Source organism: Rarobacter faecitabidus (assembly GCF_006716265.1).
Taxonomy (GTDB): Bacteria; Actinomycetota; Actinomycetes; order Actinomycetales; family Cellulomonadaceae; genus Rarobacter; species Rarobacter faecitabidus.
Genome location: NZ_VFOS01000002.1, coordinates 128,659 through 144,036, shown reverse-complemented (window position 1 = coordinate 144,036; position 15,378 = coordinate 128,659). Strand labels below are relative to the sequence as shown.

The window sequence follows — 15,378 nt, the reverse complement described above, 5'->3', positions numbered from 1 at the left end:
GAAGCCGGGCACACATGCGATTTCAGCGGGCAGGCTCATCAGCCGCACACCTTCGTTCAAGAGCGAATGCCCGGGCGCGTAAGGTGACGGCGCTCATGGCCGCCACGGCGCTGGCCGTCAACGGCCTGGCGACTGCCGCTCCCCTCGCAGCTGCTGCCATCGACGCCTGTGCCACCCCGACGGGTGCCGCCACGTATGAGGACCCGAACGGGGGCACCGCGACGGTCACCATTGCCGCAACCGATCCAACGACGTGCCGCCGTACTTATCAGCTCGCGCGTATCGGCGGGACCGACACCATTGTCGAAGCGGCCGGTGACCCCATCGTGCGAACCGGATCTGCCCTGCTCGACGCAATGTACGCCATGGCTGTCGAAGAGGCGCACGAGGACAGCACTGACGCGGTCACGGACGGCGACTACGACAATAACAACCCGCAGAACTGTTCCGCAGACGGCAAGGGCTGCTATTACACGGGCAAGAACTGGAAGTACGTGTGGACACGCGATGTGTCCTATTCGGCAGCCCTCGGGCTCACCGCGGTGGATCCCGTGCGCATGCGCAACACCCTTGCTTTCAAGCTCTCGGAGCGCCGCTCCGGTTACTGGGACGACCTCAACGCCGACGGTACACCCGGCAGAGACCTGCAAATCATCCAGGACTCGGGAACCGGTGGTAGCTACCCTAACTCCACGGATCGCGTCAGTTGGTCTCTGGGCGCGGAGGAGATCATCAACTGGTTGCCGGACAGTTTCCGCCAGGCGTTCACGGACCGCGCCTATGAGGCCGTGCGGAACACGATCGAACACGATCGGCAGGTCATCTTCGATACGACGCACGGGCTGTACACCGGCGAGACGTCGTTCCTCGACTGGCGGTGGCAGACGTACCCGCAGTGGATCGGTCTCGACATGACGCAGATCGCACAGAGCATGTCCCTGTCGACAAATGTCACCCACTGGGTCGCGATCGATCAAGCCGCACGGCTGGCCGTCCAAGCTGGAGACGGCGAACGCGGCGCCAAGTACCGTGCCTGGGCTGACGACCTGGCCGAATCCATCCGGTCCAAGTTCTGGCTTGAGGACCGCAGCCAGTTCTCCGCAGTCCTCACCGGAACGCTCGACCCCGCTCCCGTGGAACGATATGACGCCTTGGGCACCGCGCTCGTGATCCTGACCGGAATCGCCACATCGGAACAGGCAAGCAAGGCGATCGCGAGCTATCCGCAATCGGTTTCCGGCCCGCCCACGATCTGGCCGCAACAGCCGACGATTCCGACCGGCACGTACCAGCCACAGTCTCAGACGAGCTATCACAATGAGGGCGCCTGGCCATTCGTGACCGCATTCATGCTGCTCGCCGCCTCTCGGGTCGGCAACGACACGGCTGCTGCGGCGCAGGTGAGCGCGATGGTCCGCACTCCGGCGCTCTATGGGTCCAACTACGAGAACGTCAACATCATGGATGGCGGCTTGGGTACCGCCATGAACTCCGAGCGGCAACTGTGGTCGGTCGCGGGAATGCTCGGCATGTACCAGCGAAGCTTCTTCGGTATCGAAGCGCAGTCGGACGGGATCACGATCAATCCCCGCCTGACCGCGCAGACCCGCACGAAGTACTTCGGTACGTCCGAATCGATCATCCTGGACGGCATCGGATACCGAGGACGAACGATCGACGTGGAGGTGAAGCTTCCGGTCGGCTCGTCTGCGGACGGTTTCTATCCCCTGGTGGGAACCACCGTCAACGGCACCTCGGTCCCGCCCGGCCAGACGCTCACGCCTGCGACGCTCGGCGCTGAAGGATCGCGCGTCAGCGTGGTCGTCACGCTCGGCACCCCGGCATCCTCCGTCGCGGCGGCGGCGCAGACGCCCGTGGACGTCTCCAACCACGAGCAGGTATACGCTCCCGAGGATCCGTCGCTGAACTCCGTCACTCGCAGCGGGCAGGACATCATACTGAGCATCGGCCTCGGCGGCACGCCCAGCGACGCCGTCAGCATGGACGTCCTGCGCGACGGCGAGCTCATCGTCGACGACATTCCGGCCGCGACCACCTATACCGACGCGGTACCCGCACTCGGCCGTAACTCCTACTGCTACTCGGTCCGGCTCACGTTCCGATCTTCGCGAAATACCTCTCAGCCCTCGAACTCGAAGTGTTACTGGGGCTCAGATGACGAACGGATCATCGTCCGCGACAGCTCCACGTTCCAGCACACCGGAGGCGAAGTCGGGACCAAGACCATCGAGGGTCGCGCGCGGACCTATCTCAAGAACTGGGGCAACGGGAAGACGGACACACTGACCTCGACTGTCACGGCCCCCGCAACCGGGACCTACTGGGCGCAGGTTCAGTACTCGGCCACCGCGTCCAGGTCCGTGACCCATGGCGTCTCCTCCGGCATCAAGATGATGACGGTCATCGACAAGGCGACGAACGCAGTTGTGGCGCGCAAGCCGCTCGTCCTTTCGAACCGGGCGACCTGGGATGCCATCAACGGCTCGACCTACCTGCCGGTGGACCTGCTGGGTGGGCACACGTACGACCTCGTCCTGAGTACCGACCGGCTTGCCGTCAACATGGGCTTCTTCGAGGCCAACGCGCGCTACAGCCGCTCGGACGAGAACCTGTATTCCGCACCGGTCGGCGCTAACGACATCTGGGAGATGAGGCTCTACCTCAAGGAGGCCGCGGATCTGTCCGTGACCTCCGCCGGGAACCATTCGCTGGATGCCGGGCAGGTGCTCTCCACTACCCTAGCCACCGCCTCGAGCGGTCTCGCGAACGATGCCGATGCCTTCACGGCTACGATCGCATGGGGAGACGGGGCGACTTCCACCGCGGTGGTCAATCAGGTCACTGCTGGAGGACCATCCGGAGCGGGATCGTTCTCTATCGGTGGTTCCCATACGTACAAGACGGCGGGCACCTACGCCGGAGTCGTGACCGTCTCAGACGGAACGGACACGAGCACCTCGACGTTCTCCGTCACCGTGCGCCGTACCGACGTGCTGAGCTCGAACCCGGCGATCACTGGAACCGCTCGCGTGGGCGGCAAGCTCACCGCTGTTCCCGGCACCTGGGAACCAGGTGCCGCCCTCGCATACGCGTGGTTTGCGAACGGCGCGGCAGTTCCCGGGGCGTCGAGAAGGTCCCTTTCCATCGGAGCGAACCTCGCCGGGAAGCGGATCTCGGTTTCGGTGACGGGAACCCTGACTGGAAAGTCTCCGATCACCCGAACCTCGAAGGCGACCACCGCCATTGCGAAGGGTCTGCTCGCCAAGCCGTCGGTTGTCATCAAGGGCAGCAAGAAACCCGGCAAGAAGCTCCGAGCGTCAGCGAAAAGGACATCGGCGGGAAGAGTGACGTATCAGTGGTACGTGGGCAAGAAAAAGGTGTCCAAGGCATCCGCCGTGAAGGTCAAGAAGGCCTGGCGCGGAAAGAAGGTTCGCGTCGCGATCAACGTGACCAAGCCCGGATACGTCACCGCGACGGCTACCTCCACAACAGTCAAGATCAAGAAGGCGGCAAAGCGATGACACGGATCCGGCGCAGTTCCAGGCTGGTGGCCGTGCTTGCCGCGGGAGCCCTCGTCCTTCCCCTGCTCACTACGGTGTCCGCGGCGCATGCGCACGAAGTCGACACCACGACGTCGAGCTGGCTCGCCTCCGACTTCAACGCGGCCGGCATCGGCGACCTTGGCGCGGCTAACGCCGACATCGATGGTGGCGGCTACTACCTGCTGCGAAGCGAAATGGCTGCGGCGGGAGCCCCTGCGAACACGGAGCTGACCGTGCCGGGGTCGGGCTTGAAGTTCACGCTGGGGGGCGGCGTGTCCGGAACCGCCGATCATGTGCGCGCTGTCGGGCAGCGCATCGAGACGGCGCACGCGCTCGGATCACAAGCCACCGGTCCGGCCACCAAGATCCAGCTGGTGGGTATGGGCGTCAATGGCGGACAGCAGAACGTACCACTGACGCTCGGCCTGAGCGGCGGCCCGGTCCAGACGACATTCAGCATCAGCGACTGGTGCTCATCGGCACCGCAATACTCCGACACGCTCTTCGGCACGCACCGGCACCGCTACTCCGGGTCCACGCAGTCCGCAGCCGTCTGCGGCTTGTTCGCGACGGCACCCATCAGCGTTCCAGCCGGCCAGAAGCTGGACTACTTGCGCCTCCCGGTCAACTCGAATGTGCGGATATTCGCCATTGCCTCGGATGCCACCACGACCGCCGCCGTGATCTCCGGATCGAGACACGTGATCCTCACGCCCGATGCCGTGGCGGGCGAACTGATGGGCGTGGAAGTCCTGGGCGTCACCGAGCAGGAATCCGTGCGGTACCAGTGGAGACGTAATGGTGTCGTCATGCGCGGCGTGACCGGCGAAACCTATCGGCCCAGCGGCTGGGACACAGGTGCAGCCATTCAGGTGCAGGCCGCCGTGATCCGATCCGGATTCCGGCCAGCCACGGCAGCGCCGAGTGCAGCTGTCATCGTCCGTGAGGGTCAGATCGAGGTCACCGCCGATCCAACCGTGAGTGGCATCGTCCGATATGGCGAAGAACTGGCCGTCGATCCCGGCAGATATCGGCCCGCGAACGCTTCCGTTGCTTACGAGTGGCTGGTGAATGGAGAGGCCATCCCTGGTGCCACCGGCGCGACATACGCGCCGGACGCCGCGACCGTGGGTCACTCTCTCTCGGTGAGGGTCACGGCCACCGCCGTCGGATACTCGTTGCACGACCAGATCGTTGACGTAGGAAAGGTCGCTGGTCGCCAGTGCGCCGTCCTGCAGGGCGCGCGTGTATCCGGAGCGAGCGTGGTGGGTGAAACGCTGACGGCCATCCCCGGGGTTTACAGCGCACCGCAAGCCTCGTCCACCACGACGTGGCTACGCGGCGGCACGCCCATCGCCGGAGCCACGACAACTTCATACCGGCTTACGACGACTGATGCGGGAAAGACCATCACGGCTCGCATCACCACTGTGGCTCCGGGCCACGATCCGATCGTCGAACTCGTTGCGGTCGGTACCGTCTTTTCCGCCGCCGCTGCGCCTTTACCCGCGTCATCGCCCTCGGTGAAGACGATCAAGATCAAGCGCAAACCGGCGCTATTCCACGGCAAGAAGACCCTCAAGAACCGTGCCAAACTGAAGCGTGGGACCGTCCTGAAGGTGCGCAAGCCCAAGGTCGATGCGAGGTCCGTGACGTACAAGTACACCTGGTACCGGGCCGGTAGGAAGGCCGCTGTCGGTCAGAAGTACAGGGTTTCGCCCAAGGACAACGGCAAGCGGATCAAGGTGACCGTCATCATGACGGCCACCGGCTACAAGTCCGCGAAGACCACCATCTCGAAGGTGATCCGCGTCTCGTAACAGAATGGCGCGGTGTACCGACGGATGAGTCAGACCGCCGCGATCGCCTCGATGAGTGCCTCGTTGAACGCCGGCAGATCGTCGGGCGTGCGACTGGAGACGAGTGATCCATCGACCACGACCTCCTGATCGACCCAGGTGGCGCCGGCATTCGTGAGATCCGTCTTGAGGCTCGGGTAGGAGGTGAGCGTCCGTCCGTTCAGGACATTGGCGTCGGCCAGGATCCAGCCGCCGTGGCAGATGACGCCGACGGGCTTGTCCTCACCGAAGAACGCCGATACGAACAGGACCGCGTCCGCATCGGTGCGGATGGTGTCGCCGTTGGCGACTCCGCCCGGCAGTACGAGCGCGTCCAAAGCGGACGCGACGGTGTCGAGGGTGGTGGAGTCGACAGTCTGCTCGTGGCCGTTCTTTCCGGTGATCGTGCCCGCGCGGGTCGACACGAGGGTCGCTTCGGCACCGTGCTCCGTGACGGCATTCCAAGGGCTGGTCAGCTCCGAGTCCTCAAAACCGTTCGTGGCCAGGAAGGCCACTTTCTTGCCCGTCAGATGTGACATGTTTCCTCCTGTGGTTGTCCTTCCCTTTCATCCTTGCGCGATCTGGTTCAGGTCGCGACTGGGCGGGGGATGTCCGACGCTGTCCTGAGACGCCGGGTGAGGCGGGTGGCATCCGCACGGATCTCGGGGATGGCCGTCGATTCCCACTGACTCCCGCGCCGGGCGGGACCTACCGCGTAGAAGGCTGCCGTGTAGCCGTCGGAGACCAGCGCGACCGCAGTCGCACTGGCTGCCGCAGTTCCTTCGGCTGGCCCTTGTGGGGGCATCGCTGGAGCGCGCAGCAGTTCCCCGACCTCGCTCACCGCAAGCCCGATTCCATGCGCATCAGGCGTGGTCAGACCGCTTGTGAGCAGGCTATCGACCACGGGGTTCCACCCGGCGGAAGCGAACGGGCGGGGGCCAGTGCAGTGCACCACGACATCGAATTCGTCGTCCGCGATAGGGCCGCGGCAGGCGCCGGTCGCGGCGGCGAGTTCGAGGTGACCGGCCACGAAGTCGGCTTGGAAGTGGGTCATGAGGACGCCGACGATGGTCAGGCCGCGCGCCCGGGCGCTGTCGAGGTAGCACTCCACATCACGCCGAGGGTCGATGACCACTGCCTGACGGGAACGGGGATCGGCAACGAGGTACGAGCCCTGGGACATCATGCTATCCCGATCTATTCGATAGGGAAACTCGATAACTTGCCGATCGAGCAATGCCGCAGAGGCGCTCGAATTCCGTGACGTCAAGCGCTTCGGGCCGAGTGGCCATTGCCCCACTTGGCGATTCCCCGCCCCGGCGAGTGGTCGTCTGCTTCGTGGTCGGACTCCCGGTTGACCACGTATGCGGCTCGCAGCGGCCGTTTCTCAACGTTATTCACTCAGGAAGGTCACAGTTCAATTCGTTGTTGCTTTGGCTTCACGCCGGTAGGGTGGAATGCGACTGGCAACGTTGTCAGCCAGCGGAAGGCGTTCGCGTTCCGTAACCAGGTGCGAGCAACGCAGCCCGCATACGAAATAGCCACCGATAGAGAGCAAGGCCCTCCATGTCTCAGATTCGTCGCGAATCGCGTGACATCCCGACGTCACGCAGAATCCTTTCCAAGACACTCGCATTCCTGGTTACCGGCGCGCTCGCCGCCGCCTCCGCGGGCGCCGCCGCTACCAGCGCCTCGGCGGCAACGCTGAGTGACGCTGTGCAGGGGACGGTGACCGGCGTCACCTCGAACTTCGGGAACACCGGCCACGCCACGGAGAACATCAATTCCCTCGCGGACCGCAACCCCGCCACGAAGTGGTACGCGACGCCGGGCGGGAACCCCTCGGTCGAAAATCCGATCTACGCGATCTATACGCTGAGCGCCCCGGTGGCGATCGACGCCTACCGCATCACGGCTGCCGGCGACAGCGCCTCATTCCCAGTTCGCGACCCCAAGAACTGGACGATCCTCGGCAGCAACAGCGCCGCGGCCGCGGCCGACGCCAACGACGCATCGTGGCAGGTCGTGGACACGCGCGCCAATCAGACCTTCGCCGCCAACTACTTCGCGCGCGACTACACGGTCAGCGCTCCGCAGAGCTACTCGTACTACCAGCTGCGCGTGACGGAGAAGCAGGGCACTTCGTCGAACCTGCAGATCGCCGACTGGACGCTACTCCAGCTGGTGGACGATTCCGGCGCGGTGTCGAAGAAGATCGAGTTCGATTCCATCTCGGCTAACAACGGCCTGCTGAACGCGAATGCCAGCCTCGTATCCGGCGTGGACTACCTGAACGGCACGGGCGGCCTGACGGAGGCCAACAACTACTTGAAGACGGAGACGCACAGTTCGGGAACACGCCAGCTTGCGGGCGTGACGAACGGGGCGTGGGTCCGCTACCCGTCGGTCGACCTCGGCACCCACCAGGCGCTGGCCGTGAAGGTCCGCTACGACGCCGCGGCCGATCGGGTCTTCAACGCGTCGATCTCGATTCACGTCGATTCGCTCGCCAACACCCCGGTCGTCACGGTCCCCCTGCCCAACACGGGCGCCTCCTGGGGAACCTACGGCACCGTGATCGCCGACCTCACGACGAGGTTCACCGGCTCGCACGATCTCTACGTCGTCTTCAACGCGACAACGGAGGGCACGCGCCAGTACGTCGGCAACCTCGACTACTTCGAACTGCTCTACACGATCGACAAGCAGGAACTGGGCGCCGTCGTGACGCAGTACCAGGCGCTGCTGCCCGATGCTGCGCTGTACCCCGCCGACGACTTCCAGGCGTTCGAGAACGCGCTGACCGCCGCCAGCGCCGTGCTCGCGGATGACGAGGCCTCCTACGCGGACGTCAGCGCTGCGCTCGCGGTGCTGAACCAGGCGGGTTCGGCCTTGCAATGGATCGTGATCGGCGAGGTGAGCGCTCTGGTCACGCTGGCGAACGGCGTATCGCAATCGAGCGTGACCGCCGCCTCGTGGACCGCGCTGCAGACGGCGCTCTCCTCGGCGTACGCACTCACGTCGGCTAGTTCTCACGCCGACTACGTGCAGGCGCGGGACGCCCTGCAGAGCGCGTACGACAATCGCGTAGCGGTGGTTGACACGACGACCACGATCACGTCGGCGCCCGAAACCATCGCCTGGGATGCCAGCGCGACCGTCAGCGTATCGGTGAGCGCCGGCGCGACCGGCACCGTCAACATCCTCGAGGGTGCCACCACGCTCGCGTCCGCGACGGTCGGTGAGGACGGGAACGCGCAGGCGGTCATCCCCGCCCTAACGTCGGGCTCGCACACCGTGTTCGCGTACTACCTCGGTGACGAGACGCACAAGTCGAGCACGTCGGCGGCGGTGACCATCGTGGTCGGGGAGAAGCCGGCCGATCCGACCGACCCCACCGATCCGACTGACCCGACCGACCCCGTGAACCCGGTGGTGCCGACGGTGACCGCGCCGGTGATCTCGTCCTCGATCCAGGTCTTCGGTGCGACGACCGGCCGGGTGACACTGTCGGCGTCCGTGACGGGGGCGACCTCTGGCACTGTGACCTTCCGTTCAGGCACGACGGTGCTGGGCACGGCGCCGGTGGTCAAGCAGGGATCGACCCACTGGGCGACCCTGGTCGTGCCAGCGACGCTCAAGGTGGGCACCTATGGCGCGCTCACCGCGACACTCAGCGCGGACGGCAAGACCGTCACGTCGGCCACCGCCGCCGGATCATTCAAGGTCGTCAAGGCTAAGCTCGCCACGCTGAAGGTCAAGGCGCCCAAGAAGGCCAAGAAGGGCAAGAAGACCAGCGTTAAGGTCAGTGCGTCCAAGCTGCTGACCAGCAAGGCGGCGGCCAGCGGCAAGGTGGTCGTCTACGTGGGTAAGAAGAAGGTCAAGACCCTGACCGTCGCGCAGATCGCCAAGAAGCGCGGCACGGTCAAGGTGACCATCGCCAAGAAGTACGTCAAGGGCAGGTCCTTGACTGTCAAGGCGACCTTTACCCCGGCCGCGGCCGCTAAGGCGGGCGTCGAGTCGAGCAGCGCGACGGCGAAGATCGCAGTCAAGAAGTAGCGACTTCGGTCACCGGAAGGGCCGTGGGGATGGCTTGGTCATCTCCCACGGCCCTTCCGCTTTGCGCGGCCGCGCCTGCGCGGGAGCGTGACGTCAGATCAGGTGGGAGAGCGGGACGTCAGATCAGGTGGGAGAGCGGGACGCCAGATCAGGCGGGAGAGCGGGACGTCAGATCAGGCGGGGGAGCGTGACGTCAGATCAGGTGGGAGAGCGAGCCACGCCTACGTGAGATCGGTGGAGGGAGGCTGCAGCATGCGCCCGCCGAGGCGCGAGGCGGCCGCCAAAGCGGGTCAATACGGCGGTGCGTAGCACCCGCCGGCGCGCGTCAGCGAGTGAGTGAGCCACACGAGTCTGGGACGACTTGCCGTGCGGCGATTCGGTCGGCCCGCCGGCCAGCCCACCGTGCTGTGGTCGTCGATGTTCGTCGACAGCCACACCTGGGACCGGATCCTGCCGCTCTTGCTCGACGCATCCCCGGAGCGCCTATATTTGTTGATCGATCCGCCCGGCCTGGGCCGCAGCGAGGAACTGCGCGGTCGCACCGGCATCGCCGATGCCGCGGTAGCCGCGCGCGAGGCGCTTGAGGCGCTGGGCATTCGAACGCCAGTGGACTGGGTCGGGAACGCATTCGGGGGTCACGTCGGCTACGAACTCGCCGTCTCGCCCGGCGTCCTGCGCTCCCTCGTCTCGATCAGCGCCCCCGTCGAGCCGATTACGCCCGCAATGCGCCGCCAGATCCGGTTGCTGGCGCCACTGCTGCGGTCGTTCGGCGCCGTCGGCGCGGTGCGTTCCGCCGTGATCAAGGCGATGCTGACGGACGAATCCGCGGCGAACGGGGAAATTCGTCGCATCGTTTTCGAGAGCCTGGCGCGCCCCACCAAGGCGAGCATGAGCCGCGCTCTGCAATCCTTCATCCTGGACCGCGGTGACGTATCCGCGCTGCTCCCCACCATCGCGGTCCCCAGTCTCTACCTCACCGGCGATGACCGCGGTGACTGGTCGCCGGCGTGTGCCAGTCGTGCCGCTTCGAGGACGCCCGCCGCCACGGCCGCTGCAATTCCCGGATCACGCACCCTCGTGCCGCTCGAACAGCCGCAGGCGACGGCGCGCGAACTCCTCGCATTCTGGCAAGGCCTCTAGCGCGGGGGCCTCGGCCCGCTTTAGGCGATGACGAGTCCGCCATCCCCGAGGTCCACGCGTACGGTGTCGCCGTCCGTAACCGTGCCCGAGAGGATGGCGCGGGCCAGCTTATCGCCGATCTCCCGCTGTACGAGGCGTCGCAGTGGTCGCGCACCGTAGGCCGGATCGAAGCCCTCGAGCGCCAGCCATTCCCGCGCCGCGGGCGTCACGTCTAGCGCGAGTCGCCGGTCCGCGAGTCGCTTCGCCATTCCGGACACCTGAATGTCCACGATGGATCCGAGCTGCTCGATGGTGAGCGGGTCGAACACGATCACGTCGTCGAGCCGATTCAGGAATTCGGGCTTGAAGGACGAGCGCACCGTCGCCATGACGCCCTCGCGCTTGGCCGCCTCGTCCAGGGCCGGGTCCACGAGGAACTGCGACCCGAGGTTGGAGGTGAGGACCAGGATGACGTTGCGGAAGTCCACGGTGCGTCCCTGGCCGTCGGTCAGTCGTCCGTCGTCGAGCACCTGCAGCAGGACGTCGAATACGTCCGGATGCGCCTTTTCCACCTCGTCCAGCAGCACGACCGAATACGGGCGGCGGCGCACGGCCTCGGTGAGCTGCCCACCCTCCTCGTACCCGACGTAGCCGGGGGGTGCGCCGACGAGGCGCGCCACCGAGTGCTTCTCGGCGTATTCAGACATGTCGATGCGCACCATGGCGCGCTCGTCGTCGAACAAGAACTCCGCGAGCGCCTTGGCAAGTTCGGTCTTGCCGACGCCAGTCGGGCCGAGGAACAGGAAAGAGCCGGTGGGCCGGTTGGGGTCGGCAATGCCTGCGCGCGTGCGGCGGACCGCGTCGGCGACCGAGTGCACTGCCGCTACCTGCCCGATGAGCCGCTTCCCGATGAAGTCCTCCATCTTGAGCAACTTCTCGGACTCACCCTGGAGCATGCGCCCAGCCGGGATGCCGGTCCAGGCGGAGACGACCTCGGCGATCTCGTCAGCCGAGACCTTGTCGCCGACCAGCGGCGCCTCGTGCTCATCCCGCGCATCCGATGCCTCGTTTGCCTCGGCCTCCGCGATCTTCTTGTTGATCTCGGGGATCTCGCCGTACTGGATGCGCCCCGCCGTCGCCAGGTCACCCTCGCGGACGGCGCGCTCTGCGGCGGTCGTGAGCTCGTCCAGTTTCTTCTTCAGGTCACCGACGACGTTCAGTCCGCTCTTCTCTCGCTCCCAACGGGCGTTAAGTGCTCCGAGCTGCTCCTTTTTATCGGCGAGTTCGGCCTGGAGGTGCTGCAGACGATCGCGGGTGGCGGAGTCGTCCGATCCCTTGAGCACGGCGGCCTCCATCTCGAGCCGCGTCACCGCCCGCTGGAGCTCATCGATCTCGACCGGTGACGAGTCCATCTCCATCCGAAGCCTGGACGCGGCCTCGTCCACCAGATCAATGGCCTTGTCCGGCAGCTGACGCCCGGAGATGTAGCGGCTCGATAGGGTCGCGGCGGCGACCAGCGCGGAATCCTCGATGGTGACCCCGTGATGGGCCTCGTATCGACCCTTGAGCCCGCGCAGGATGGCGACGGTGTCCTCCACGGACGGCTCGCCGACGAACACCTGCTGGAAACGGCGCTCCAGCGCCGGGTCCTTCTCGATGTGCTCGCGGTACTCGTCCAGCGTGGTGGCCCCCACCAGGCGTAGTTCACCGCGCGCGAGCATCGGCTTGAGCATATTGCCCGCATCCATCGCGCCCTCACCGCCAGCGCCGGCGCCCACCACGGTGTGCAGTTCGTCGATGAAGGTGATGACCTCCCCATCGGACTTCTTGATCTCCTCGAGCACGGCCTTCAGCCGCTCCTCGAATTCGCCGCGGTACTTGGCGCCGGCGACCATGGCCGCAAGGTCGAGCGAGATGATCCGGCGGTTCTTGAGGGAGTCGGGGACATCGCCCGCGACCACGCGCTGGGCCAAGCCCTCGACGACGGCGGTCTTGCCGACACCCGGCTCGCCGATCAGGACGGGGTTGTTCTTGGTGCGACGCGACAGCACCTGCACGACGCGGCGGATCTCAGAGTCGCGGCCGATGACCGGGTCGAGTTGGCCCTCGCGAGCAGCCTCTGTCAGGTCGACGCCATACTGTTCGAGCGCCTCGTAGGTGCCCTCAGGGTTGGCGGAAGTGATCGGGCCCGAGGTGCGAACGAGCGGCAGCGCCTTGCGTAGCGCGTCAGCGGTACCCCCGGCGTTGTGGAGGGCGACCGCGCCCGGATCGGAACCGGCAGCGATTCCGATCAGGAGCATCTCGGCGGAGATGTACTCGTCCTTCTCCTTGCCAGCCGAGCGCTGCGCTTCCTGCAGCGCCCTGCCAAGGGCGGCCGAAGCACGGGCCTCCGAGACGCTGGAGCCCGACACTTGCGGGAGCTGCATGAGCGCCGCACGGGTATTCCTGCCCACGGCCTGCGGGTCGACGCCCGCGGCCTGGAGCAGTGCCGTAGCCATGCCACCGCTCTCCACGAGCGCCGAGAGCAGGTGCACCGGCTCCGCGTAGGGGTTGTTCGCGGCAGTTGCCGATTGCAGGGCAGCCCCGATGGCTTCCTGGGCCTTGGTCGTGAACTTCGCTTCCATCAATCCTCCTAGCCCGTCGCGGGCTTTGGCTGGTCTCTCTTCTGTCAGAGATCAACGCCCACAAAGTTGAGTCTATTCCGCTCAAGTCTGTTTGGGTAGTCGAGGACGAGCGCTCCCGGCCTTCATGGTTCAGCAGGACGAGCTCCGAGGTCCCGTGGCAGGTGCTCGCAGAAGCCGGCACGTCCGGCACGTTCACTTTCACCGCCGCTGGACCCCTCAACGGCTCGCAGTTCCAGGTCAAGCTCTACGATGACGCGCACACCGTCGTCGCCGAGTCGGCACCTGTGACTCTCGTCGTAGAGGATCACGACTCGGTGGGACCGGTCGCACCCGCAAAGAGTGACTCCTCCATCACGGCTTCGGCCGCGAAGGCCGTTTACGGGCGCGCAGCCAGCGTCGCGGTGAAGGTTTCCGCTGGCGGACGCCCCGCAACGGGACAGATTCGCGTTACCGGCGGCGGCAAGACGGTAACGGCATCCCTGACGGCTGGCGCGGTCGCCGTGCGGCTGCCGGCCACGCTCGCGGCCGGACAGCGCACACTGACAATCGCCTACCTGGGATCAGCGGCGACGAACCCATCGTCCACCACACTGCGGCTTCAGGTGGCCAAGGCCACCACATCGATCAAGGTCGTTGCGAAGAACGCCACCGCGAACAAGCGGTTCAAGGCCACCGTGACTGTGCGCCTGACAGGCACCGCGACGAAGGCGCGTGGCAAGCTGCGCGTGACCATTGGCAAGAAGTCGGTGACCGCCAAACTCAAGAACGGGCGGGCGAGCGTCGCTCTGCCCGGCCCCACCAAGCCCGGCACGGTCACGCTGCGCGCGAAATTCCTCGGCAATCCCAATGCCAAGGCCGCCTCACAGACCATCAAGGTCAAGGTACGCCGATAGCGGCAAGCCCGAGGCAGTAGAGATAGCGGGCCGGGTCGAGGCGCGAGCTTCGGCCCGGCCCGTGCGATGTACCGGCGCGCGGGTCGCCTGGCGCAGGCCGGTTGGAAGGGCACACGCCAGCGGGCCACCGGGCACAGACGCGCTGGGCGTAGACCACCAGACCATGGCGAGCATGCGCCCATGGCACGGTGTAGAACGAGGCCACCGCCGAGGACTGCACTAGGCTGGCGGCATGGCCGACCACAGTGCTACCGGATCCCGTGTGCTCTCGTGAGCCCGCCTGTCGCCCCGCACGCATCGCCGTGGTCGCCGGACCCGCTCGGCCCTGACTGGTCGCAGGCGGTCCTGGATCTCACTCCCGATCTGCCGGGCGATACGAGCTCGATCGCCACCCTGATCCGGCGCGCACCGGCCTCCGCTCCGACCGCCTTCGCTCCTGACGCGCCAGCCATCCTCTACATCCACGGCTTCGCCGACTACTTCTTCCAGGCCCACGTCGGTGATCACTTCGCGGCGGCGGGTTTCGCGTTCTACGCGATCGACCTGCGCCGCTACGGCCGGTCGCTGCGAACCGGCGAGCCGGGCAACTACGTCGCCGATCTGTCCGTCTACCGAGAGGAACTGGATCTAGCCGCGCGTGCCATCCGCGGCGCGGCGGGGCACTCCCGCCTGACCGTACTAGGCCACTCGACGGGCGGGCTGATCGCCTCGCTCTGGGCCGCGCACCGCTGGCGCGCCGGAAGCGATCATGCGGTGGACGCCCTCGTCCTCAACAGCCCTTGGCTCGCCATGCAGGGCTCTTCGCCGTATCGCGCCGCGGCGGCCATCCTCTCCGGAGCCATCGCCCCCATAGCGCCAAGACTCGCGCTGGACGAACTCTCCGTGCACTATCGCGACGCGCTGCACGTCGACACGGGAGGAGAGTTCGACTTCGACCTCCGCCTGCGCCCTCGAAGAGGATTTCCCGCGCGCGCGGCCTGGCTACGAGCGATTCGTCGCGGGCAAGCCCAGGTCAGGCGCGGACTAGGCATCGGGGTGCCGATCCTGCTGTGCGCCGCTAGGGAATCGGGAAATCGGTTCCGGCCGCACGACCGCCTACTCACGACCGACAGCGTGCTCGACGCCCAGCGGCTCGTCGATCGAGCGGAGGACCTCGGTCCGGACGTCACGGTGGCCCGCTTCGAGGGCGCGCATGACCTGGCCTCGTCCCCCCGCGAGGCTCGCGAGGAGTACCTGAACACCGCCACTACGTGGCTCGCGCACCTGGCGCGGTGACCGAGCC

At 66.2% G+C, this 15,378-nt stretch carries 9 protein-coding genes; 6 read left to right on the top strand and 3 right to left on the bottom strand.

Features of this window, described 5'->3' with window-relative positions:
• Positions 1-95: 95 nt before the first annotated feature.
• Complete coding sequence (locus tag FB461_RS08620) at positions 96-3,542, top strand: amylo-alpha-1,6-glucosidase (protein ID WP_142121142.1); 3,447 nt, start codon at positions 96-98, stop codon at positions 3,540-3,542.
• On the top strand, positions 3,539-5,383 hold the full coding sequence (locus FB461_RS08615; protein ID WP_142121140.1) for a hypothetical protein: 1,845 nt from the start codon (positions 3,539-3,541) through the stop codon (positions 5,381-5,383). The genes FB461_RS08620 and FB461_RS08615 overlap by 4 nt, the downstream gene beginning before the upstream one ends.
• A gap of 29 nt (positions 5,384-5,412) precedes the next feature.
• On the opposite strand, the gene FB461_RS08610 is transcribed toward FB461_RS08615, so the two are convergent.
• Both FB461_RS08610 and FB461_RS12135 read right to left on the bottom strand, forming a co-directional pair.
• The gene (locus FB461_RS08610; protein ID WP_142121138.1) at positions 5,413-5,940 is read right to left on the bottom strand and encodes a type 1 glutamine amidotransferase domain-containing protein; all 528 of its coding nucleotides are present in this window, start codon (positions 5,938-5,940) and stop codon (positions 5,413-5,415) included.
• 47 nt (positions 5,941-5,987) lie between these two features.
• Entirely contained in the window at positions 5,988-6,584 is a 597-nt protein-coding gene (locus FB461_RS12135) for a hypothetical protein (RefSeq protein ID WP_211349877.1), read from the bottom strand.
• Positions 6,585-6,967: 383 nt separating this feature from the next.
• Between FB461_RS12135 and FB461_RS08600 the strand changes: the two genes are divergently transcribed.
• Complete coding sequence (locus tag FB461_RS08600) at positions 6,968-9,460, top strand: Ig-like domain repeat protein (RefSeq protein ID WP_142121135.1); 2,493 nt, start codon at positions 6,968-6,970, stop codon at positions 9,458-9,460.
• A 336-nt stretch (positions 9,461-9,796) separates the two neighbouring features.
• Entirely contained in the window at positions 9,797-10,600 is an 804-nt protein-coding gene (locus FB461_RS08595; RefSeq protein ID WP_142121132.1) for an alpha/beta fold hydrolase, read from the top strand.
• A 20-nt stretch (positions 10,601-10,620) separates the two neighbouring features.
• On the opposite strand, the gene clpB is transcribed toward FB461_RS08595, so the two are convergent.
• On the bottom strand, positions 10,621-13,203 hold the full coding sequence (gene clpB, locus FB461_RS08590; protein WP_142121129.1) for an ATP-dependent chaperone ClpB: 2,583 nt from the start codon (positions 13,201-13,203) through the stop codon (positions 10,621-10,623).
• A 161-nt stretch (positions 13,204-13,364) separates the two neighbouring features.
• Between clpB and FB461_RS08585 the strand changes: the two genes are divergently transcribed.
• Positions 13,365-14,096 carry an Ig-like domain repeat protein gene (locus tag FB461_RS08585; protein ID WP_142121127.1) on the top strand — a complete coding sequence of 244 codons (732 nt, stop codon included), beginning with the start codon at positions 13,365-13,367 and terminating at the stop codon, positions 14,094-14,096.
• A gap of 270 nt (positions 14,097-14,366) precedes the next feature.
• A complete protein-coding gene (locus FB461_RS08580; RefSeq protein ID WP_170222677.1) occupies positions 14,367-15,371 on the top strand; it encodes an alpha/beta fold hydrolase in 1,005 nt (334 codons plus the stop codon).
• Positions 15,372-15,378 lie beyond the last annotated feature (7 nt).